Source organism: Aeromicrobium yanjiei (assembly GCF_009649075.1).
GTDB lineage: Bacteria > Actinomycetota > Actinomycetes > Propionibacteriales > Nocardioidaceae > Aeromicrobium > Aeromicrobium yanjiei.
In genome coordinates, this window is record NZ_CP045737.1 from 1,163,694 (window position 1) to 1,184,865 (window position 21,172).

A 21,172-nucleotide genomic window follows, 5' to 3' on the forward strand; every position below is an offset into this window, starting at 1 on the left:
TGTCCTGCTCCCCGACCGAAGGAAGTTCCCATGCCTGAATTCGATCTGCTGATCACCAACGCCCAGGTCGTCCGGCCCGGCCACGAGGCGCCCGAGCGTCTTGACGTCGGGATCAAGGACGGACGCTTCGCCGCACTCGAGACCGATCTGGACCCGGCCCGTGCCACGGAGGTGCTCGATGCGGGGGGCAAGCACCTGTTCCCAGGTGCGGTCGACGTCCACCAGCACTGGGGCATCTACAACGAGCTGGGGGAGGACGCCGCGAGCGAGAGCCAGGCGTCAGCCCAGGGTGGTGTCACGTCGGGAATCACCTACATGCGCACGGGCGCCTACTACCTCAACCGCTCGGGCCCCTACCGGGAGATCTTCCCCGACGTGCTCGCCGCGACCGACAGCCGCGCGTACATCGACTACGGCTTCCACATCGCGCCGATCCTGGCCGAGCACATCGACGAGATCCCGTACCTCATCGAATCCGGCGTCCCGTCGTTCAAGGTGTTCATGTTCTACGGCAGCCACGGACTGCACGGACGCTCGAGCGACCAGGGGTCGTTCCTGATGCTCCCCGAGGACGAGTCGTACGACATCGCGCACTTCGAGTTCATCATGCGCGGCCTGCAGAAGGCGCGTGAGGACGGGCGCTTCGCCGCCGATCGTGACCACATCTCGCTGTCGCTGCACTGCGAGACTGCCGAGATCATGCGCGCCTACACCAAGCTGGTCGAGGCGGACGGCACGCTGAGCGGGCTCGAGGCATACAGCGCCTCGCGCCCGCCGCACTCCGAGGGCCTCGCGATCACGATCGCGTCGTATCTCGCGCACGAGACCGAGCTGCCCAACATCAACCTGCTGCACCTGACCTCCCGCAAGGCGATCGAGGCCGCGATGATGATGCAGGCGACGTTCCCGCACATCGACTTCCGCCGCGAGGTCACGGTGGGCCACCTGCTCGCCGACTTCAACACCGCCAACCTGGGCGGCAAGGTCAACCCGCCGCTGCGCTCGCGCGAGGACGTCGAGGCCTTGTGGGACCACGTCCTGGCCGGTAATTTCTCGTGGGTCACGTCCGACCACGCGTGCTGCAAGGACGAGACGAAGTTCGGCGAGCCCCGCGACGACGTGTTCGTGGCCAAGTCCGGCTTCGGCGGCACCGAGTACCTGCTGCCCGGCATGATCTCCGAGGGACGCAAGCGCGGACTGTCGTACAACGCGATCGCCGAGCTCACCGCCCGCAACCCTGCCGACCGCTTCGGCCTGGCCAACAAGGGTGACCTCAAGGTCGGGTACGACGCGGACTTCAGCCTGGTGGACGACGACGTGGAGTACGTCGTCCGTGCCGCGGACTCGGTGTCCACGCAGGAGTACACGCCGTTCGAGGGCTTCGAGCTGACGGCCAAGGTCACCGACACCTATCTGCGCGGCGAGGCGGTGTGGGCGGACGGCGCGATCGTCGGTGAGCCGCGCGGCACGTTCCAGCGCCGCTCCGGCAGCTGAGGGCTGACCGGCCCGGCGCCGCTCGTCAGCGCCGCCGGGCCAGCGTCTCGACGGCCTCGCGGACGACCGCGGCGTCGATCAGGCGACCCTGGGCGTCCAGGGTGATGCCACCTTTGGCCCGGCTGAACTGATCGACGATCTCCTGCGCCTGCGCGAGGGTCTCGGGGGATGGGCTCGTGGCGGTGTGGATCACGTCGATCTGGGAGGGGTGGATCGCGGTCCGCGAGCGGAAGCCGAGATCGAGCAGGTGGTGGGTGCTGTCCTCGAACGCCGCCAGGTCGCGGAAGTCGGTGGACGTGGGCGCGACGGGTGCGGCCCGGCCGGCCGCGGAGCAGTGCATGACGACCTGCGTGCGGAGCGCGTCGACCGCGGCCGCGGTGCGGGGCGAACGGGTCATCCGCAGATCACCGAGCAGGTCGACCTCGCCGATGCCGAGCGTCGTGAGCCGGGGGTGGGCGGCGATGCGAGCGAGGTCCCGCACGGCGGCAGCGGTCTCGACCAGGCCCACGACGTCGAGCCGGGACGTGCCGCGCTCCTCCTCGAGGGCGGACATCATCTGCGACGCTGCGTCGAGGTGCTCGGCCGAGCACTTCGCGATGAACAGCCCCTGCACGCCCGGGCGGACCGCGGCGCCGAGATCCTCGGCGAGGAAGTCCGGTGAGACGCGGACCCACACCTCGGGGCCGGTCGCGCCGGGCGTGCGCCCGCCCAGCCACGCGATGACCTCGCGTCGGGCGGCGGCCCGCTCCGGAACGGGGACCGCGTCCTCGAGGTCCAGGACGAGTGCATCCGCCGGGCCTGCCGCGCCCTTCGCGAAGAGGTCGGGCCGGTTGCCGGGGACGTACAAGAACGAGCGCGGCAGGATCCGGGTCACGCCGGTCACGCCGGTCACGAGCGGGCCGGCTGGAGAAGCTGGGTGATCGCGTGTGCGGCTGACAGCACCTCGGCGACGTGCTCCTGGTGGGACTCGTCGGCGAGCTCGGCATAGCGTGCCGCGGGGCCCGACGAGCTGATCGAGCCGAGCACGTTGCCGCTCGCATCGAAGAACGGGGCGGCGATCGAGGCGGCTCCGGTCATGCGCTCGTTGTTCGACGTCGCATATCCCTGGGTGCGGACCAGGTCGAGGCCCTGCCGGTACTCCTCGACGTCGGTGGTGGGCCGTACGTCCACCAGCTCGGCGATGACCTCGTCGATGAAGGCCGGGGGGAGGAAGGCCAGGATCGAGCGGCTCGACGCGCCTGAGTGCAGGGGGAACTGGGGACCGATCTCGACCACCATCTTGACCTCCTGCGGGCTCTCGTACTGGTCCAGGTAGATGCGCCGGTTGCCCACGAGGACCGAGAGCGTCGCGGTCTCTCGTGTGAGGTCGCGCAGGCCGCGCAGGGTGGGGGCGGCCAGGCTGCGCACGTCGAGCTGGCTCCAGGCCTTCGTCCCCAGACCGACCGCCGTCGGCCCGAGGGCGTACCTGACGTCACCGGGGACGACCTGCACGAGCGAGCGCGAGGCGAGCGACTGCAGGATGCGGTGCACGACCGCCTTGCTGAGCCCGAGGTCCCGGGCGATCTGGGAGACGCCGAGGGGCCGGTCCGAGCGGGTGAACGACACCAGGACATCCGCGACGCGATCGGCGGACTCCGTGCCGCTCGCACTCTCCGAAGAGGGCCGTGAGGAAGTGGTCGACGCCATGCTGTTCCTTTCGAATGTTCTGAGTGTTCCGCTGAGCGAACCGTATATTTTGCGGACGAGTGTGATGTAAGTCTAGTAATCCCGGCACGGCCGTGGAATAGTGACCGAAAAGTAGCCGTCGGTTCTCAGCCGGAGTTCGCTGAGCGGAACACATGGTCCGCACGGCGTTCCTTTCAGTGGAACATATCTCTGGTGCCGTTGGCACGGAAGGCAGGTCTCAAGGATGAAGAAGATCGCGAGCGTGGTGACCGCACTGGTCGTCGCCGGAGGGCTGGCAGCGTGCAGCGGCTCGGACGGGGGCTCCTCGGACTCGAGCACCATCACCATCGGATCGATCCACCCCACGTCGGGTGCCCTCGCGGGCGTCGGCGGCCTGATGGACGACGGCGCCAAGCTGGCGGTGGCCGACATCAACGCGGCCGGCGGCATCAAGGCGCTCGACGGCGCCAAGCTGAAGCTGTCGAGCGGTGACAGCCAAGGCAAGGCGGAGGTCGGCCAGAGCGAGGCTCAGCGCCTCATCGGCGACGGTGCCGTCGCGCTCGTCGGCACCTACCAGAGCGACGTGACCCAGAACGTGGCGGCAGTGGCCGAGCGCGGACGCGTCCCGTTCGTGATCGACGTGGCTGTGGACGACAAGATCCTCGACCAGGGCTACAAGTACTCGTTCCGGGTCCAGCCCGATGCGACCAGCATGGGCACCTCCGGCGCCGAGTCGCTCGCCAAGATCGGCGAGGACAGCGGCACGCCGATCACGTCGGTGGCCTACCTGCACATCGAGGGCGCGTTCGGCGACAGCGTGTTCAAGGCGTTCGAGAAGGAGGCTGCGAAGCAGGGCATCACCGCGGTCAAGGAGATCACCTATCCGGCGACCAACTTCTCCGACGCGACCACGCAGGTGCGCGAGGCCGCAGCGTCCAACCCCGATGTCATCGTCGCGACGGGCTACTTCCCCGACGGCGTGCTCATCGCCAAGGCCGTCTCGGAGCTCAAGCCCGACATCCGCGGGCTGTACGGCATCGCCAACGGAGCGTTCGACGACGGATCGTTCCCGCAGGCCTCCGGCGCATCCGGCCAGGAGGTGCTGAGCGCGAACTACCACTACGACGCCAACAGCAAGCGGGTCGGCGACATCCGCACACGCTTCGAGAAGAAGTACGGCAAGCCGATGGAGACGGCGTCGATCCTGTCGTACCAGGCGGTCGAGGTCATTGCGGCGGGGCTGGAGAAGTCGGGTTCGGATGATCCCGAGGAGCTGCGCGAGGCCATCTCCGGCATCGAGATCGACGATCCGCTGCTCGCCTTCGGCGGTCCGATCACGTTCGACGAGCGTGGCCAGAACAAGAACGCCACGGTCATCGTCATGCAGATCCAGGACGACGCCGTCGAGCAGGTCTTCCCGAAGGACTTCGCGACGAAGGACCTGGTGTTCCCGGTGGGCTCGAACGGATGACCGACACCTCCACCGGGCAGCAGGCCCAGATCCTCAGGGTCTCCACCCACCCCACGACCGTCGTGGCGGTGACTGTCGTCCTCCTGCTCGCCGCGGTGTACGTGGTGGGTGGGAAGGACAGCGGGCTCGTCACGCAGTCGATCGTGACGGGCGTGCTGCTGGGTGGGGTGTACGCGCTCGTCTCGATCGGGCTGACCCTGATCTTCGGTGTGTTGGGCGTCGTCAACTTCGCGCAGGGATCGATGCTGACGATGTCGATGTACATCGTCTACGCACTCGTCGCGGGGCCCGGCATCCCCGTCTACGTCGCGACCCTCCTGGCGATCCCGGTCATGTTCATGTTCGGCATGTTCGTGCAGCAGTTCCTGCTCAACCGGCTGACCTCGACCGGCAGCCACGAGGGCCCCTTGCTCGTGACGCTCGGCCTGCAGCTGCTCATCGCCAACGTGCTCCTGATGATCTTCAGCGGTCGGCCCAAGTCGGTCGGCACTCCGTTCGACGGATCGTTCGACATGTTCGGCGCGATCGCGTCGTACTCCCGCGTCATCGCGTTCGTGGGCGCAGTGCTGGTCGGCATCGCCCTGACCCTCGTCCTGCGGCGCACGTCGCTCGGTCTGTCCATCCGTGCAGTGGCCGCCAACGCGCAGGGTGCCGCCCTGGTCGGCGTCAACGTGCGTCGGGTCTACGCCCTCACGTTCGGCATCGGCGCGGCCAGTGTCGCCGTGGCCGGCGGCCTGATGACCCCGTTCACGAGCCTCACGCCGTCGGTCGGTGAGCAGTTCACGATCCTCGCCTTCGTGATCGTGGTGCTCGGCGGGCTGGGCAGCGTGCTCGGCGCGACGATCGGCGGGCTGATCATCGGACTGGTCCAGACGGTCGGTGCTCTCTACCTGCCCGGCACAGGATCGCTGATCCTGGTGTTCGCGGTCTTCGTCGTGGTGCTCTTCCTGCGCCCCCAAGGTCTGTACGGAGCCAAGTGATGACCGAGACCTCTGTTTCGTCACCCCCGGCACACGAGCTGCCGGCGGCGGACGACCCGCGGCTCAAGGACACGTGGGCGCGCCGCCAGCTCATCGTGCTCGTCGTGGGTGTCGCGGTGCTCGCATGCCTGCCGCTGGTCCTGGGCGAGCAGGGCGAGAGCGTCGCGATCCGCACGCTCATCTTCGCGATCATGGCGGTCGGCTGGAACCTCATGAGCGGGTTCGGCGGCATGTTCAGCTTCGGTCACGCGGCCTTCTTCGGCATCGGCGCCTACACGGGTGCCTACCTGCTCGTCGACCACGGCATATCGCCGTGGATCTCGATGATCGTCGCCGCAGTGCTGTCCGCCGCGGTGGGAGTCACGATCGCCTACCTGTGCCTGCGGTACAAGCTCGCGGGCTCGTACTTCGCCCTCGCGACCTTCGCGTTCGCGCAGATGTTCCTCCTGATCGTGCAGAACCTCGACGTCCTGAACAAGACGGAGGGGTTCAACGTGGAGATCCTGCCGAGCGACTCGTGGTCGATGCTGCAGTTCCAGCAGGGCAGCCCGCTGTACTTCTGGATCCCGCTCGCGATCCTCGCGGTCGCGGTGCTGATCTCGATCCTCTACGTGCGCTCACGGGCCGGCCAGTACGCCCAGGCGGTGCGCGACGACGAGGTCGCCGCGTCGTCGCTCGGCATCGACACGATGCGGGCACGCCTCATCGCCGTGGCGCTGAGCTGCGGCATCACGGCGGTCGCCGGCGTCTACTACACGCAGTACTACTTCTTCGTCGGTCCTGAGCAGGCCTTCGGCTCGGCGGTGTCCGTCGAGGCCATCATCCCGGCCGTGATCGGCGGTATCGGCACGATCTGGGGGCCGGTCATCGGCGCGGCTGTCGTGGGCCCCCTGTCGGAGCTCGTGGCGACGGTCCTTCGCAATCCCCCCGGGTTCCTGTCGTTCCTGCAGGGCACGTCGGGGCTCGACGTCGCGGTCTACGCAACGCTGCTCATCATCATCGTGATCGTGATGCCCAAGGGCATCTTCGGCACCATCAGGGATCGGTGGCGCTCATGAGCCTGCTCGAAGTGCAAGGACTCACCAAGACGTTCGCGGGGCTCACGGCCGTGAGCTCGGTCGACATCAGCGTCGAGGACCGGGAGTTCCTGGGCATCATCGGACCCAACGGCGCGGGCAAGACCACACTCTTCTCCCTCCTGGCCGGCAGCCTGCCGCCCACCGAGGGCCGGGTCGTGTTCGACGGCGTCGACGTCACCGGCTGGTCGGCGCAGAAGGTCGCCCGGACCGGCCTGGTGCGCACGTTCCAGCTCATGCGGCCGTTCGAGTCGATGTCGGTGCTCGAGAACGTGACCATCGCGTCGCTGGCCAACCGTTCGCGCAAGGACGCCAGGCGTCACGCGCTCGGAGTGCTCGAGCGGGTCCAGCTGGCGCAGTACGCCGGCACGAGCTCGGGCAGCCTGCCGACGGCCGGGCTCAAGCGCCTCGAGCTCGCCCGCGCGCTCGCGATGGAGCCGCGGATGATCCTGCTCGACGAGGTGCTGGCCGGACTCGTCCCGGCCGAGCGGGCGCCCATGATCGAGCTGCTGCGCGATCTGCACGCAGACGGGCTCAGCGTGATGTTCGTCGAGCACATCATGGCTGCGGTGATGGCGCTGTCGGAGCGCCTCGTGGTGATGCACGACGGGCGGGTCCTCACGCAGGGCGTCCCCGCCGAGGTGATCGCCGAGCCCCAGGTGATCGAGGCCTATCTCGGAGAGGACTACGCGTGATGCTCGAGCTGAAGAACGTGTGCGCGGGCTACCGCCGCCTGGAGATCTTGCACGACGTCAGCCTGACGGTCGGCGAGAAGGAGATCGTGTCCCTCATCGGCGCCAACGGTGCCGGCAAGACGACCACGTTGCGTGCGGTCGCGGGCATCATCAAGGCGACCGGTGGCGAGATCCTGCTGGGCGGCAAGCCGGTGCAGTCGCAGCGGGCCGACGAGATCGTCCGGGCCGGCATGCTGCACGTGGCGCAGGACAGGGCGCTCTTCGGAGACCTCGACGTGATCGAGAACCTGGAGATGGGCGCCTACTCGCAGCCCCGGTCGAGCATCAAGGCATCGCTGGACCAGGTGTTCGACCTGTTCCCGATCCTCGCGACGAGGCGGACCCAGAGAGCCAACACGATGTCGGGCGGTCAGCAGCAGATGCTGGCGATCGGCCGGGCGCTCATGGCACGTCCGACGTGCCTGACGCTCGACGAGCCCTCGGTGGGACTTGCGCCCAACCTCGCGGCACAGGTGATCACCGCGATCACGCAGATCCGCGACACCGGGGTCACCGTGCTGATCGTGGAGCAGAACGCCTCGCAGGCGCTGGCGATCTCCGACCGGGCGTACGTCATCGAGAGCGGCGCGATCGTGCTGGAGGGCTCGGGTGCCGAGCTCGCCGACGATCCGCGGGTCCGCGCGGCCTACCTGGGCACCTGATGGCGGAGTTCCTCGTCCACATCGAGATCGAGTGGCCCCCTGAACGCTCCCAGGACGAGCGGGAGAGCATCTTCGCCGCCGAGCTCGTCCAGGGCCAGCGCCTCGCGCACGCCGGCCGGCTCCGCCGGTTGTGGCGGGTGCCGGGGAGGTGGGCCAACTGGAGCCTGTACGACGTGCCCGACGCCACCGTCCTGCACGAAGCGCTCACCTCGCTGCCGCTCTACCCCTGGATGAACATCGAGGTCCACGCGCTGGCCGAGCACCCCAACGATCCACGCGCCCTCGGCATCGAGCCGCCCGCCCCGACGAAGGAGACAGCATGAGGATCTTGGCGTACACCCCGATCGCGGTCGGCGAGCAGGAGCTCGCCCGGCGTCAGGCGCGCTATGCCGAGCACAGCCCTGCGGGTGTCGAGGTCGAGCTGCGTGACATCGGCCCCGACAGCGGCGCTCCCTCGGCACTCGACACGCCCGAGGACGTCGCAGCGTCCGAGCGGGCCGTGCTGAGGGCGTTCACGGAGGCGGATCCCAGCGGCTTCGACGCGTTCCTGCCCGATTGCGTCCTGGACCCGGGCATCGACGACCAGGAAGACCTGGCTCGTCCGCTGCTCGGCATCGGCCGGCTCACGGGTTCCTTCCTCGCGAGCCAGGGGACCCCCCTGTACTCGGTGGCGCGCAACGAGGCGATCGCCGCCGAGCTGGACCGCCGGTTCGCGTCGTACGGCGTGGCCGCCCCCGCGACGCGCGTCCTCGACCTGGGCTTCGACGTCATCGCCGACGACCGGGTCTGGAACGAGACGGTGTCGCGCAGCGTCGCCGATCTCGACGAGGGATTCGTCTTCAACGCGTGCTCGGCCGTCGACGTCGCCGCGAGCGGCGCCGGACCGGTGCTCGTGGACCCGACGGCGACCGCGCTGCGTCTGCTGGGCCTCCGGGCCGCCTTGGAGGGCGGAGTCGCGTGAACGCCGACGGCGGTCCCGATCTCGTCGTCGCCGGCGCCGGCGGCGGTCTCGCGGCGGCCGTTCGGGCGGCTTCACTGGGTCTCGACGTCCTGGTCGTGGACTCCAACGAGCACTTCGCGGTCGGCAACAACACCGCGATGTCGACCGCGATGATCCCGGGGGCCGGGAGCCGCTGGCAGCGCGAGAGCGGTGTCGAGGACTCGGCCGAGATCTTCGTGGGCGACATCATGGCCAAGACCCACGACGAGGCGGATCCCGCGCTGGCCGCGACCCTGGCCGGCGTGAGCGCCGAGCTCGTGGAGTGGCTGGCCGACGACGTGGGCATGCCCCTGTCGCTCGTCACCGACTTCGATTACCCGGGGCACAGCAGACGTCGCTGCCACACCGTGCCGGGCCGCTCGGGCCGCGCGATGCTTGCGCACCTCGTCCGCGAGGCCAGGCGCCATCCCCGGATCGATCTCCTCGTCCCGGCGCACCTCGACGACGTGCTGATGGGAGGGACCGGTGTCCGCGCCGTCGTCGTGTCGACGCCCAGTGGCACCGAGGAGATCCCGACCGACGCGGTCCTGCTCGCGACGAACGGATTCGCCGCCAACCGCGATCTCGTCGCGCAGCACGCCCCCGAGATCGCCGAGGCGGTGTACCACGGCAGCGAGGCCTCGACCGGCGACGCATTGGCGATCGGCGCGCGACTGGGTGGCGCGACGGCGTACCTCGACGCGTACCAGGGGCACGCCGCGCTCGCGATGCCCGCGGCGACACTGGCCGGGTGGGCGACCGTGATGCACGGTGCGTTCCTGGTCGATCGCCATGGACGGCGCTTCGGCGACGAGACGACGGGCTACTCCGAGTACGCGGCCGAGGTCCTGCGGCACGCGGACGGCCAGGCCTGGATCATCCTCGACAGCCGCATCGACGAGGCGTGCTCGGTGTTCCAGGACTATCTGGACACCCGGGACTCGGGCGCCGTGAAGTGGGCCGGTACGGCTCGGGAGCTGGCCGCCGAGACGGGCATCGACCCGGAAGGGCTCGAGCGGACGTTGCGCCAGACGCAGCTGTTCGCCAGGGGGGAGCAGGACGACGAGCTCGGTCGCACCTTCTGGGAGCAGGAGCTGGGCGGCCGACTCGCCGCGGTCGCGGTGCGACCCGCGCTGTTCCACACGCAGGGAGGTCTTCGCGTCGACGAGCACGCGCGTGTGGTCGACGAGGCCGGGTCACCCATCGTGGGGCTGTACGCGTCGGGCGGTGCCGCGATGGGCATCTCGGGCCACGGCGCGGGCGGCTACCTGGCCGGCAACGGGCTGCTCCCGGCCCTCGGCCTCGCCTACCTCGCGGCCGATCATGTGGCGGCCGGGCACAGCTAGCCAGAGATCTTGACCGATGTGCACCCACGAGCGTGCCGGGTCAGCGATAGTGAGCATGAGGGTGTCGCCCCCCGAACCGACCGACGTCGTCCTCGTGGCCAGGATCCGGTTGTTCGCTGCTCTGCGCTCGCGGCAGGGCCTCGCGGGCACGACACAGATGGAGGGCGTATGACGCTCCGAGCACGGCACATGGGAAGACTTCTGTCGTTGGCACTGGTCAGCGGGACGCTCGTCGCCACGGCGGGAGCCGGGACGGCGTACGCGGCCGACCCGGTGAATGGTGGGCTGAGCGCCGGCGACAGCCTTTTCCCGCGACAGGGAAACAGCGGCTACGACGCATTGCACTACGACATCGAGCTCAAGGTCGACGTGGCCGTGGCGTCGACCAACAACGCTCCCGCGACGACCACTTTCCCGGCTGCGACCACGACCGTCACGGCGCGGACGACCGATGCTCCGCTCGCGTCGTACGCATTCGACTTCCAGGGCTCGGTGGGTGATCTGGAGGCCAGCACGCTCAACGTGGACTCCGTGGCCGTGGACGGCGCCCCGGCCACCTTCACTCGCATCGAGAACACCACCGAGTCCGACGCCACGACCGATGAGCACAAGCTGATCGTGACCCCGTCGCGTCCGGTCAGCGGCGAGTTCACGACCGTCGTGAGATATCACGGCACCCCTGTCCGCCACACCGACACCGACGGCTCCTACGAGGGCTGGAACAACACCACCGACGGCGCCACGTTCGTCAACCAGCCGGTCGGCTCGATGACGGTGTTCCCCAACAACAACACTCCGCGGGACAAGGCCACGTACACGATCACGGTCGATGCGCCGAGCAGGCTGGGCACCTCGGCGCAGGCCGCAGCCGCGAACCCCGGCCTGCGCGACGCGGCAGTCGTCAGCAACGGCGAGCTGACGTCCCGCACGCGCAGCGACAGCGGTGCGCGCACGACCTGGGTCTGGGAGCAGACCAAGCAGATGGCCAGCGAGCTCTCGCTGATCTCGGTCGGTCGCTACGACATGTACGAGTCGGACATCGCGCTCGCCAGCGGCCGCACGATCAAGGAGTGGTCGTTCATCGACCCGGCCATCTCGGTGGGCAACCAGCAGACCACCCAGTCGACGCGGGCGCAGCTCAAGCAGATCCTCGACTTCCTGGAGAGCAGGTACGGCCCGTACCCGGGCAACAGCACCGGTCTGGTCACCGACGTCGTGCCGAGCGAGATCAACTACGCCCTGGAGACCCAGGACCGCTCGTTCTTCCCCAACAGTGCGAGCCGCGGGACCACGATCCACGAGGTCATGCACCAGTGGTTCGGCGACAACGTCTCGCCCGTGGACTGGAACGACATCTGGCTCAACGAGGGCCCGGCGACGTACGCCGAGGCCCAGCTCACGTACGAGGGCTCGGGCTCCTCGACCACCAGCACGGAGTCCTCGTACTTCACGTCGTGGAACAACACCGCACCGACGAACGCGTTGTGGAGCGTCCCGGTCGCCAAGATGGCCAGGGCCGAGCAGCTGTTCGGCCGCCCGACGTACACCCGCGGATCCATGACCCTCGAGGCGCTGCGCACCGCGATCGGCGGCCGGGACTTCGCTCGGGTGATGGAGCAGTGGCAGGCCCGCTACGGCGGCACGAGCAAGCGGACGGCTGACTTCATCGCGCTGGCCGAGGAGATCTCGGGCCGCGACCTCACTGCGTTCTTCGAGGAGTGGATCTACACCACCGGCAAGCCCGCGTGGCCCTCGAAGTTCGATCTCACCCTCGCCGCGCCGAGCGCACCTGTCGGCGCGGACGAGGCGATCAGCTTCACGCTGACGAGCCGCAACACCGGCCGGGTCACGCAGACCGGAAGCGTCGTCATCGTGGACCTCAACGACGTCCTCGACGACGCGACGCTGGGCGAGCTGCCGGCCGGCACGACGATCGATGGCAGCACCCTGACATGGACCGTCCCGACGACCGCGGTCGGCGCCACCTCGACCGTGTCGATCCCGCTGACCACCGCACCCGACTCGACCGGGGCCGCCCTCAAGGCGTCCGCTCGGGCCAGCACGCTCGGCGCCACGTGCGTCGACTGCACGACGTCCATCGTGGTGGGCGCACCACCGGTCGCGCCCTCGGCTCTGCCGACCGTCGCCGGCACGCCCGTCGTGGGCCAGCAGCTGACCGCGGGGACGCCCGGATGGGCCTCCGGCACGACGTTCGCGTACCAGTGGCTGGTCGACGACTCGCCGGTCGCGGGTGCCACCAAGCAGACCTTCACACCGGACGTGTCAGCCGTGGGCCTCGCGGTCCGCGTGCGGGTGACCGGGTCCAAGGGCTCGGCATCACCGGTCACCAGGACCAGCGAGCCCACGGCCGCGGTCGCGCGGGCGACCCAGCCCGGGTCGGTCCCGACGGTCTCCGGCACGCCGCAGATCGGCAGGACGCTGGTGGCCGACGTCGGCACCTGGGAGCCCGGCACGTTCTTCACCTACCAGTGGGCGACGAACGGCACCAACGTCTCGGCCGCCAACGGCGGAACCGGTCCCACCTTCACCCCGTCGCTCGCCGCTCAGATCGGTCAGACGGTCACGGTGACGGTGACCGGCACCAAGGCCGGTTTCGTCACCACGGCCAGGACCAGCGCCGCGACCGGGGCGATCGCGACCGGGGAGTTCGGCAGTCTGCCCAGGCCCACCCTGAGCGGCGTCCCGCGCGCACTCGCACCTGTCACGGCCGATCCCGGCACGTGGGACACCGGTACGGCGTTCACCTATCAGTGGGCGGTCGACGGTGAAGAAGTCGCGGGTGCCACCGGCGCGACGTTCACCCCGACGCTGGACCAGGTCGGCCTGCCGCTGACGGTGACGGTCACCGGGACCAAGGCCGGCTATGCGATCCCGGCGAGCCGCACCAGCAAGCCGGTCACCATCGCGCCTGCCGAGCAGACCGAGACGCCCAAGCCGACGATCTCGGGGACGCCGAAGGTTGGCGCCCCGCTGGCCGGTGATCGCGGGACGTGGCCCGAGGGCGTGTCTCTCGCGTACCAGTGGTTCGCCGGCGACCAGGCCGTCGAGGGCGCGACGGGCCTGACGTACGTCCCCGCCGGTGACGCGGCGGGCAAGCGCATCACGTTCGCGGTGACCGGTACGCGGGCGGGCTACGCGCCGGCGACGAGGACCAGTGACCCCACCGACGAGGTGGCGACGGGCGATCTCGTCAGGACCCCCAGGCCGACCGTCAGCGGCAGCGTCGCGGTGGGCAAGAAGGTCACCGCGCGTCCGGGTTCCTGGGACGACGGCGTGCGGCTGGGCTACCAGTGGTTGCTGGAAGGCAAGGCGATCCGCGGCGCCACCTCCACGACGTACACGATCACGGCAGCCGATCGGGGCCGCACGCTGTCGGTGGTCGTGACCGGTTCCAAGGCGGGCTACACCGCCGTCTCCCGGACCAGCGCCGGTCACCGCGTCGCCCTGGGCACGCAGACCCGTCGCCCGAGGCCGTCCATCAAGGGGACGCCCAAGGTCGGCCGCACCCTGACCGTGAAGAAGGCGACCTACGACAAGGGCGTCAAGCTGTCCTACAAGTGGTACGCGGACGGTCACCGCGTCGGCAGCAACCGGCCGACGCTCACGCTCAAGAAGGCGTACCGCGGCGATCGCATCACCGTGCGGGTCGTGGCCAGGAAGACCGGTTACGTCACGTGGGGCAGCACCAGCGCGAAGACCGGCAAGGTCCGGTAGGCAGGGGGACAGCACAACGGCCCGGCTCCCTGTGGGGAGCCGGGCCGCTGTGTGTCAGGCGGAGATCAGCGGATCGTGACCTTCACCGTCTTGCTCTTGCTGGACTTGGTCAGCCCGTTGCCCGCGAAGGTGACCCGCAGCTTGTGCGTGCCCTTCTTGAGCTTCAGGGTGATGACCTCGGACGTGTTGGCGTCGACGCGAACGGTCTTGACCTTCTTGCCCTTGTCGGTGATGACGACCGAGCCTGCGGTCTTGACGCCGGGCGCGATCAGCTTGACCGTGACCCGCGCCTTCCTGGCGTTCTTCCACTTCTTGACCTTCAGCGACAGCGACGTGCTTGCCTTGGCCACGCTGATCGAGGCCGGGGCGCTCGTCGAGGAGCCGTAGCTCGCCGACGAAGGCTCGAACGTGGCGACCACGGAGGTGGTCCCGGGGCGCAGACCCTGCACCTTCAGGCTCGCCTTGCCACCGCTGGTCGTACCGGTCGCCAGCACCTTGGTGCCGGCTCGCAGGGTGACGGTGCCGTCGAGAGCCGTGCCCTCGGCGTCCTCGGCGCGGACGGTCACGGTGGCCGCTCGCGGGTACGTGACCCCCTTGGCCGACGTGATGGTCACGCTCGACCCACCCGGGGCGACGACGGGGTCGCCCGCGGGGGCGGCCCAGAACAGACCGCGTGCGGCCTGGCTCATGCCGCCCTTGGTGTGGGTGCGGAAGAACACCGACGTGCCGAAGACCATCGAGCGGGCTCCGGTCGTGGCGTTCTCGGACGACACGACCGAGGCCTGGCCTGCGGCCGTGCTCGGACCGTTCGTCGCCGCGGAGGCGCCGCTCGCACGCCAGTGGCCCGCGAGCAGCGGGTTCGCGGCGTACCTCTGCTCGACCTTCACGTTCTCGCCGAGCGACGTGAACGAGTAGGCCGGGTAGATGAACGCGCTGTCCTGCTTGTACGGCGCGAGCACCGAGTCCGCAGGCGTGTCGACCGCGACGATGCCGTTGCCGGAGCTGTTGCCGTTGACGACCGTGCCGCTCATGAGACCGAACGACGAGGCCGCGTTGAACGCAGCGTTCGAGCGACCGAGCAGTGCGCCGCCCTCGTCGAGGAAGGCCTGCACGGCGCCACGGGCGGGGGCGAAGCTCACGGCCGGGTTCGAGCCGGAGGCGGCCCGGTCAGCGGTGTTGAACGTCGTCCCGATCCACAGGACGTCGATCCCGTCGAGCAGCTGCGGGTTGGCGTTGACCGCGTCCGCGGTCACCTGCACCAGATCGTCGAAGCCGAGCTGCTGCAGGGAGAGCCTGTCGTCCTGCGTGCCGACGTAGGCGATCGTGAGATCCTGCAGCGCCTTGGTGTCCTCGTCATCGAGGGCATCGAGATCGGCCTTGGTGGCCGCCTCGACGTCGATGTCGTACGCCGAGGCAGCCTTCTTGGCTGCGTCGTACGCCTCGGGCCCGATCACGACCGAGCCGTCGGCGAGCATCGAGACGCGTGCGTCCTCCTCGAGGAGGGCATTGAGGGCCTGGTAGTCGGGGACGCCTGCGACGTCGAACGTCAGGTAGCCGGCCTTGGCGGGGACCGACTCCTGGGGAGTCGCCGCCTTGATCGGCGTGGTGGCTCCGACGGGAGCCTCCGTGGTCAGGCCGATCTTGTCGACCGTGGCGCCCCAGGTGTACGAGTAGCTCCACGCCGAGATGTCGTACATCGAGGGCACCTTGTTGGAGATGTCCTCACCGAGGTCGAGCAGGGAGTTGGCCAGTCCGCGCAGCGGCTGGTGCATGTCGATGACGTAGGAGCCCTCGGGGTACGTCGTGCCGTCGATCGTGGCGGCGGCGTCGAGCGTGCCGACCTCGATGTCGTGGGTGATCAGCTGATCGACCAGGCGGGTCGCATCGCTCTTGGAGCGCTGTCCCTCGCCGACCGGGATGACGTACGCGCGCGGCAGGGTGATCTTGTCCTGGTCGTCCACGACGTCCCACAACGGCTGCCACTGGGTCGGTCCCGGGACGCTCTTGACCTTGTCGACGGTCAGGTTGTCCTTGGGCTCGCCCGCGAGGCCGCGACGGAAGGTCTCGATCTGGTTCTTGATCATGTCCCGCGCGTTGCCGGCGGTGTTCATGTAGTCGACGATGCTGTCCATCGTCTTGTACGCGACGGCGGAGTTGATGACCGCGTTCGCCGGCGACTGGCGTCCGCTCGGGGTGCCGTTGCGGCTCTTGGGCAGCTCGACCGTCGCTGCGGCGGCTCCGTAGAACGAGTTGTACTGCGCCGTGAAGATCGGCGGGAAGTCATCCCACCCGTCCGGGGTGTCGCGGTAGGGGATCTTGATGTGCGCGGTCTCGGCCGACGTGTTCTCGTTGACGACCCGTCCGGTCGTGGTGTTGAAGTACGTGTTGCCGGGGATGTCCGCGGCGACGACGTCCTTCTCGACCTTGAGCGCGAGCGCGTAGTTGTGCGGCATGATCAGGTCGTACTCGTAGTTGGAGCCGTGCGGCGGGCCGGTGGGCTCCATCTGCAGCACGCTGGTGTACCCGTGGAAGTCCGCGGCGTAGATCGGCTGGATCGCCTGTGCCTGACGGATGAACGACTTCGTCTCGGGCGTCGAGTTGGTGATCATGTCGCGGTTGGGATCGAGTCCCAGCGCGGTGGCGCGGGTCGCGTTGGTGCGACCGTCAGGGTTGAGCGACGGCGAGAAGTACAGGCGGTTGTTCGCGAGGATGCTGCGCACCTCGGCGATGGGAGCCGTGGCGAGGTAGTCGATGTACTTCATCGCCGCGTCGGTGCCCTCCCACTCGTTGCCGTGGATGTTGTTGCTGATCCAGACCGGCGTCTTGTAGTTCTCGAGCAGCGCCTTGTCCGTCGCTGCAGCGGCCGGATCGGTCTTGATCTTGTTCTTCCAGGCGGTCTGCTGCGCGGTCTCGTCCGCACTCTCGGGCGCGGTGACCGTCACCAGGTAGAGATCGCGGCCCTCCGTCGACTGGCCCACGACCTGCGCCGACACCCGGTTGCTGGTCTCCATGAGATCGAGCAGCTTCGACGCGATCTCGGGATGCCCGATCAGCTCGGCCGAGCTCGCGGCGTCGTCGGCGTTCGGCCGGTAGATCTTCAGATCCGGCTGGTACGGGTACGACGTGGGCATGTCGATCGGATCGCCGGCGACCGCAGTCTCGGCGGCCCGGCGCACGACCTGGGCCTTGCTGAGCGGATCGACCTTCGCGGCGGTCGAGGGGCCGCGGCCGGGGGCCGGGCTGGAGGCGCTGGGGGACGGTTCGACGGCGGACGCCGGGACGGCGGTGCTGGACAGCACACATGTCGCGGCGAGCGCCAGACCCGTCACACCGACGAGAGCGCGAGAGTTCCTCACGGATGGGCTCGTTCCTGTGGGGTGCGGAAGGGCGCCGTCCGGCACGGACGGCACCCCATGGTGAAGACAGACTGCCTGACTCGCCGCTCGTTTGGCTACGTTTTACGCAGCATTAACATGATCGTCGGGGGCGCGAGATGCCCCGGCTCAGTCGTGGATGACGGCCTTGCCCAGGCGTCGCAGCTCCGCCAGCCCGTCGATCATCGACCGGATCTGCGCGGGCGAGTGCCCCTGCCAGTCGTCCAGCTCGCCGACGATCCTGACCGGTTCGCGGGTGCGGAACGAGCGCGTCGGATTGCCCGGCATCTTCTTGTCCGTCACGTTGGGATCGTCCTCGAGCTCGCCGAGCGGCTCCACGACGTAGATGCGCGGACGTCCGTCGCCCGCGGCGAGCTCGGCACCCCACGCAGCGGCGTCCAGCGTCTGCGTGACGTACACGTGGTTCATGACCCGTCCCTCCTCGAAGTTGGAGAGTCGGCCGGGCACCAGCAGATCGCCGATCTCGAGCTGGGCCCTGGTCCCGTGGAGCAGCGATCCTGACGGGTGGACCTCGAACGGTGTGGGTCCTTGCGAGCTGCTCACGAGGCCTCTTTCGTCGCGGGTCGTCGGCCGTGGGGACGATTGTGCCGTCCATGTCCGATAGCCGCCAGTGACTGTCGGCAGGGCGAGTCATGATGGAGTCATGATCACCGACCACGAGCGCTGCTACCGGGCCGTGCAGGCGCGCGACGCGCGCTTCGACGGGGTGTTCTACACCGCGGTGCGGACGACCGGCATCTATTGCCGTCCGTCGTGCCCGGCCGTCACCCCCAAGGCGCACAACGTCACCTTCCACCCGACGGCCGCGGCTGCGCAGGAGGCCGGCTACCGGGCGTGCCGACGCTGCCGCCCCGACACGACGCCCGGTTCGCCGGAGTGGAATGTCCGCGCGGACGCGGTCGGGCGGGCGATGCGGCTGATCTCCGACGGCGTCATCGAGCGCGAGGGTGTCGAGGGGCTGGCCGATCGGCTCGGCTACAGCCAGCGGCACGTGACCCGGATGCTCACCCAGGAGGTCGGCGCCGGACCGCTCGCCCTGGCGCGCAGCAACCGCGCTCAGGCCGCACGGGTGCTGATCGAGACCACCGAGATGCCGATGGGCGACATCGCCTTCGCTGCCGGATTCGCCTCGATCCGCCAGTTCAACGACTCGGTGCGCCAGGCGTACGCGCTGACGCCGACCGAGATGCGGGGGCGCCGGCGCGGCACGCCCACTGGACGCATCGCGGTGCGTCTCGCGGTCCGGCAGCCGTTCCATGGCGAGTCGTTGCTCGACTTCTTGGCTGCGCACGTCCTGCCGGGTGTCGAGACCGTGCAGGGTCGCACGTACGTTCGGGTGCTCCGCCTGCCCCACGGGCTCGGCGTGATGTCGCTGACGATCCACGACGACCGGGTCGACTGCGAGCTCGAGCTGGCCGATCTGCGTGACACCGCGGTCGCGATCGGGCGGGCCCGCCGCATGCTCGACCTCGACGCGGATCCGGTCGCGATCGACGAGGTGCTGCGCGCCGATCGCGTCCTGGCCCCGCTGGTCGCCGAGGCGCCCGGACTGCGGGTGCCCTCCCACGTCGACGCCTTCGAGCTCGCGGTGCGCACGATCGTCGGCCAGCAGGTCTCCGTCGCCGGGGCAAACACCGTGCTCGGGCGGCAGGTGCCCACCCGGGGCACCCCGGTCGACTTCGCCCTCGCCTCGGCCTTCGGCCTGACGCACGCCTTCCCGCCGCCCGAGGCGTTCGCCGACGCCGATCCCACCACCCTCGGCATGCCGCAGTCCCGTGCGAGGACGATCATCGGGCTGTCGCAGGCCGTGGCCGACGGCAAGCTCGATCTCGATCCCGGCGTCGACCGCGATGCGGTCCGCGAGCAGCTGCTCGAGATGCGCGGCATCGGCCCCTGGACGGCCGACTACATCGTGATGCGCGGCCTCGGCCATCCCGACGTCCTGCTCACGACCGATCTGGTCCTGAGGCGCGAGCTCGAGCGCCACGGCCTGACCCCGGACGACACCGACCGATGGCGTCCCTGGCGCTCCTACGCCGGCATGCACCTGTGGCGTGCCACCTCCGCCAGCGAAAGGACAGCACCATGACCACTCGATGGATGAGCTCACCGATCGGCGCTCTGCGGCTGCACGCGTCCGCCGGCCTGATCACCGCGATCCGCTTCGACGCCGGGCCACCCGTGGGCCGGCGGTGCGCCGATCCGCTCCTGGATCGCGCCGAGGAGCAGCTGGGGGAGTACTTCGCGGGCGACCGCACCGAGTTCGACCTGCCCCTGGCCAGCGACGGGACCGAGTTCCAACGCAAGGTGTGGGCCGAGCTCCAGCGCATCCCGTACGGCGAGACCGCGAGCTACGGCGACATCGCCCGTCGCCTCGGCTACGAGCCGGTGATCTCCCGTGCGGTCGGCGCGGCCAACGGCGCCAACCCGATTCCGATCGTGGTGCCGTGCCACCGGGTCATCGGGTCCAACGGGACGTTGACCGGCTACGCGGGCGGCGTCGAGCGCAAGCGCACCCTGCTCGACCTCGAGCGTCCCGGCCTCTTCTGACGGCGGATGCCAGCACCGACACGGCCGATCTGACCCCGCTGCTCATCTGGGGATGGCACGATCTGGAGCAACCCCGTCCCGTCTGAGGAGCGCCATGGCCACCAAGAGCAAGACCGCGACCAGCACGAAGTCCAAGCGGTCGAAGAAGTCCGCCGACACCGAGCTGGACATCGCCCGCGCCACGATCAAGAAGCTCAAGAGCACGATCGCCGGGCTCGAGAAGAACGTCGGCAAGCTCGAGAAGAAGACCTCCGGGCTCAAGGCGGAGGCCAAGAAGCTGCGGGCGTCCGCGAGCTCGGCGGCCAAGAAGACCAAGAAGGTCAAGAAGGCCAATGAGGCCAAGGCGAGCAAGCAGGCCGATGTGGAAGGGGCCGCGAAGGTGACGGTTCCCGCCGAGACCGCTGCACCGGCCCCCGTCGAGACCGCATCGACGGCCGACTCGGCGCTTCCCCTCGAGACCGTCCCGATCGCCGAGCGTACGGTCGCCCAGCTGCGCGCCGCGGCCCGCGAGCAGGGCATCCCGGGCTACTCGCGGATGCGCAAGGACGAGCTCGTCGCCGCCCTGTCCTGACCCAGGGCGTCCGGGCCCGCCTGTGGACGATCGTTCGACGTGCCCCGCGAATCGGAGCAGGGTCGGGGCATGACCGACGAGATCCCTCCGCTCCTGCCGCCCGACCAGATGCCACCTCTGCGCGTCGTCGCCGATCTCGACCGCTTCTGGCGATCCCTCAAGGGTCCGTGGGGCTTCACGCGACCGCAGCTGTGGTGCGTGATGCTCGGGCCCGAGGGGGAGTGGACCTCGGTGTTCATGAAGATCGAGGACTGCCCCGATCGTCCCGATCCCGCCATGGTCCGCAGCCTGTTCGGGACGTTGACGTCCGTGGTCCTCGACCACGCGCCCGGCGGATCTCTCGCGCTGATGTACGCCCGCCCGGGTCCCGACGACCACCGCGCGGACGATCGCTGCTGGGCACGTGGGCTCGACGAGGCCGGACGCCGGGCACCCGTCGACGTCTGGCCGGTGTTCCTCGCCAACGACGTGTGCGTCCGCATCGCGGCCCCCGACGACCTCGCGGCCTAGCGAG

At 69.3% G+C, this 21,172-nt stretch carries 18 protein-coding genes; 14 read left to right on the plus strand and 4 right to left on the minus strand.

Annotated elements, in window-relative coordinates:
* Window positions 1-30: 30 nt before the first annotated feature.
* Window positions 31-1,494 (plus strand): dihydroorotase, encoded by a 1,464-nt coding sequence (locus tag GEV26_RS05855; protein WP_153652192.1) that lies wholly within the window; start codon window positions 31-33, stop codon window positions 1,492-1,494.
* Window positions 1,495-1,519: 25 nt separating this feature from the next.
* Here GEV26_RS05855 and GEV26_RS05860 read toward each other — a convergent pair whose 3' ends face one another.
* Together GEV26_RS05860 and GEV26_RS05865 are read right to left on the minus strand one after the other, a co-directional pair.
* Window positions 1,520-2,386: an HpcH/HpaI aldolase/citrate lyase family protein gene (locus GEV26_RS05860; RefSeq protein ID WP_153652193.1), complete on the minus strand. Its 867-nt coding sequence runs from the start codon at window positions 2,384-2,386 to the stop codon at window positions 1,520-1,522.
* Window positions 2,383-3,180 (minus strand): IclR family transcriptional regulator, encoded by a 798-nt coding sequence (locus GEV26_RS05865; RefSeq protein WP_153652194.1) that lies wholly within the window; start codon window positions 3,178-3,180, stop codon window positions 2,383-2,385. Before GEV26_RS05865 ends, GEV26_RS05860 begins: the two co-directional genes overlap by 4 nt.
* Before the next feature lie 223 nt (window positions 3,181-3,403).
* On the opposite strand from GEV26_RS05865, the gene GEV26_RS05870 reads away from it, so the two are divergent.
* The 9 genes from GEV26_RS05870 (at window position 3,404) to GEV26_RS05910 (ending at window position 14,142) form a co-directional block, all read left to right on the plus strand.
* Window positions 3,404-4,630 carry an ABC transporter substrate-binding protein gene (locus GEV26_RS05870; RefSeq protein ID WP_153652195.1) on the plus strand — a complete coding sequence of 409 codons (1,227 nt, stop codon included), beginning with the start codon at window positions 3,404-3,406 and terminating at the stop codon, window positions 4,628-4,630.
* Window positions 4,627-5,610: a branched-chain amino acid ABC transporter permease gene (locus GEV26_RS05875; RefSeq protein ID WP_153652196.1), complete on the plus strand. Its 984-nt coding sequence runs from the start codon at window positions 4,627-4,629 to the stop codon at window positions 5,608-5,610. The genes GEV26_RS05870 and GEV26_RS05875 overlap by 4 nt, the downstream gene beginning before the upstream one ends.
* Window positions 5,610-6,668 carry a branched-chain amino acid ABC transporter permease gene (locus GEV26_RS05880; protein WP_153652197.1) on the plus strand — a complete coding sequence of 353 codons (1,059 nt, stop codon included), beginning with the start codon at window positions 5,610-5,612 and terminating at the stop codon, window positions 6,666-6,668. The genes GEV26_RS05875 and GEV26_RS05880 overlap by 1 nt, the downstream gene beginning before the upstream one ends.
* On the plus strand, window positions 6,665-7,381 hold the full coding sequence (locus tag GEV26_RS05885) for an ABC transporter ATP-binding protein (RefSeq protein ID WP_153911590.1): 717 nt from the start codon (window positions 6,665-6,667) through the stop codon (window positions 7,379-7,381). Before GEV26_RS05880 ends, GEV26_RS05885 begins: the two co-directional genes overlap by 4 nt.
* A complete protein-coding gene (locus tag GEV26_RS05890) occupies window positions 7,381-8,082 on the plus strand; it encodes an ABC transporter ATP-binding protein (RefSeq protein WP_153654987.1) in 702 nt (233 codons plus the stop codon). Before GEV26_RS05885 ends, GEV26_RS05890 begins: the two co-directional genes overlap by 1 nt.
* Window positions 8,082-8,405: a muconolactone Delta-isomerase gene (locus GEV26_RS05895; RefSeq protein WP_153652199.1), complete on the plus strand. Its 324-nt coding sequence runs from the start codon at window positions 8,082-8,084 to the stop codon at window positions 8,403-8,405. The genes GEV26_RS05890 and GEV26_RS05895 overlap by 1 nt, the downstream gene beginning before the upstream one ends.
* On the plus strand, window positions 8,402-9,043 hold the full coding sequence (locus GEV26_RS05900; RefSeq protein WP_153652200.1) for a hydantoin racemase: 642 nt from the start codon (window positions 8,402-8,404) through the stop codon (window positions 9,041-9,043). Before GEV26_RS05895 ends, GEV26_RS05900 begins: the two co-directional genes overlap by 4 nt.
* Window positions 9,040-10,407: an FAD-dependent oxidoreductase gene (locus GEV26_RS05905; RefSeq protein WP_153652201.1), complete on the plus strand. Its 1,368-nt coding sequence runs from the start codon at window positions 9,040-9,042 to the stop codon at window positions 10,405-10,407. Before GEV26_RS05900 ends, GEV26_RS05905 begins: the two co-directional genes overlap by 4 nt.
* 189 nt (window positions 10,408-10,596) lie before the next feature.
* Window positions 10,597-14,142 (plus strand): M1 family aminopeptidase, encoded by a 3,546-nt coding sequence (locus GEV26_RS05910; RefSeq protein WP_194839978.1) that lies wholly within the window; start codon window positions 10,597-10,599, stop codon window positions 14,140-14,142.
* Window positions 14,143-14,207: 65 nt separating this feature from the next.
* Here GEV26_RS05910 and GEV26_RS05915 read toward each other — a convergent pair whose 3' ends face one another.
* Both GEV26_RS05915 and arr read right to left on the minus strand, forming a co-directional pair.
* The gene (locus GEV26_RS05915; RefSeq protein WP_153652203.1) at window positions 14,208-17,498 is read right to left on the minus strand and encodes a M14 family metallopeptidase; all 3,291 of its coding nucleotides are present in this window, start codon (window positions 17,496-17,498) and stop codon (window positions 14,208-14,210) included.
* A gap of 147 nt (window positions 17,499-17,645) precedes the next feature.
* Window positions 17,646-18,080, minus strand: a complete 435-nt coding sequence (gene arr / locus GEV26_RS05920) for an NAD(+)--rifampin ADP-ribosyltransferase (RefSeq protein ID WP_153652204.1) — start codon at window positions 18,078-18,080, stop codon at window positions 17,646-17,648.
* Between the two features lie 100 nt (window positions 18,081-18,180).
* On the opposite strand from arr, the gene GEV26_RS05925 reads away from it, so the two are divergent.
* The 4 genes from GEV26_RS05925 to GEV26_RS05940 all read left to right on the plus strand — a co-directional run bounded on the left by GEV26_RS05925 (window position 18,181) and on the right by GEV26_RS05940 (window position 21,168).
* The gene (locus GEV26_RS05925; RefSeq protein WP_153652205.1) at window positions 18,181-19,626 is read left to right on the plus strand and encodes a DNA-3-methyladenine glycosylase 2 family protein; all 1,446 of its coding nucleotides are present in this window, start codon (window positions 18,181-18,183) and stop codon (window positions 19,624-19,626) included.
* The gene (locus GEV26_RS05930; protein WP_153652206.1) at window positions 19,623-20,087 is read left to right on the plus strand and encodes a methylated-DNA--[protein]-cysteine S-methyltransferase; all 465 of its coding nucleotides are present in this window, start codon (window positions 19,623-19,625) and stop codon (window positions 20,085-20,087) included. Before GEV26_RS05925 ends, GEV26_RS05930 begins: the two co-directional genes overlap by 4 nt.
* Before the next feature lie 94 nt (window positions 20,088-20,181).
* Window positions 20,182-20,658 carry a Rho termination factor N-terminal domain-containing protein gene (locus GEV26_RS05935; RefSeq protein WP_153652207.1) on the plus strand — a complete coding sequence of 159 codons (477 nt, stop codon included), beginning with the start codon at window positions 20,182-20,184 and terminating at the stop codon, window positions 20,656-20,658.
* A 69-nt stretch (window positions 20,659-20,727) separates the two neighbouring features.
* Window positions 20,728-21,168, plus strand: a complete 441-nt coding sequence (locus tag GEV26_RS05940) for a hypothetical protein (RefSeq protein WP_153652208.1) — start codon at window positions 20,728-20,730, stop codon at window positions 21,166-21,168.
* Window positions 21,169-21,172: the final 4 nt, after the last annotated feature.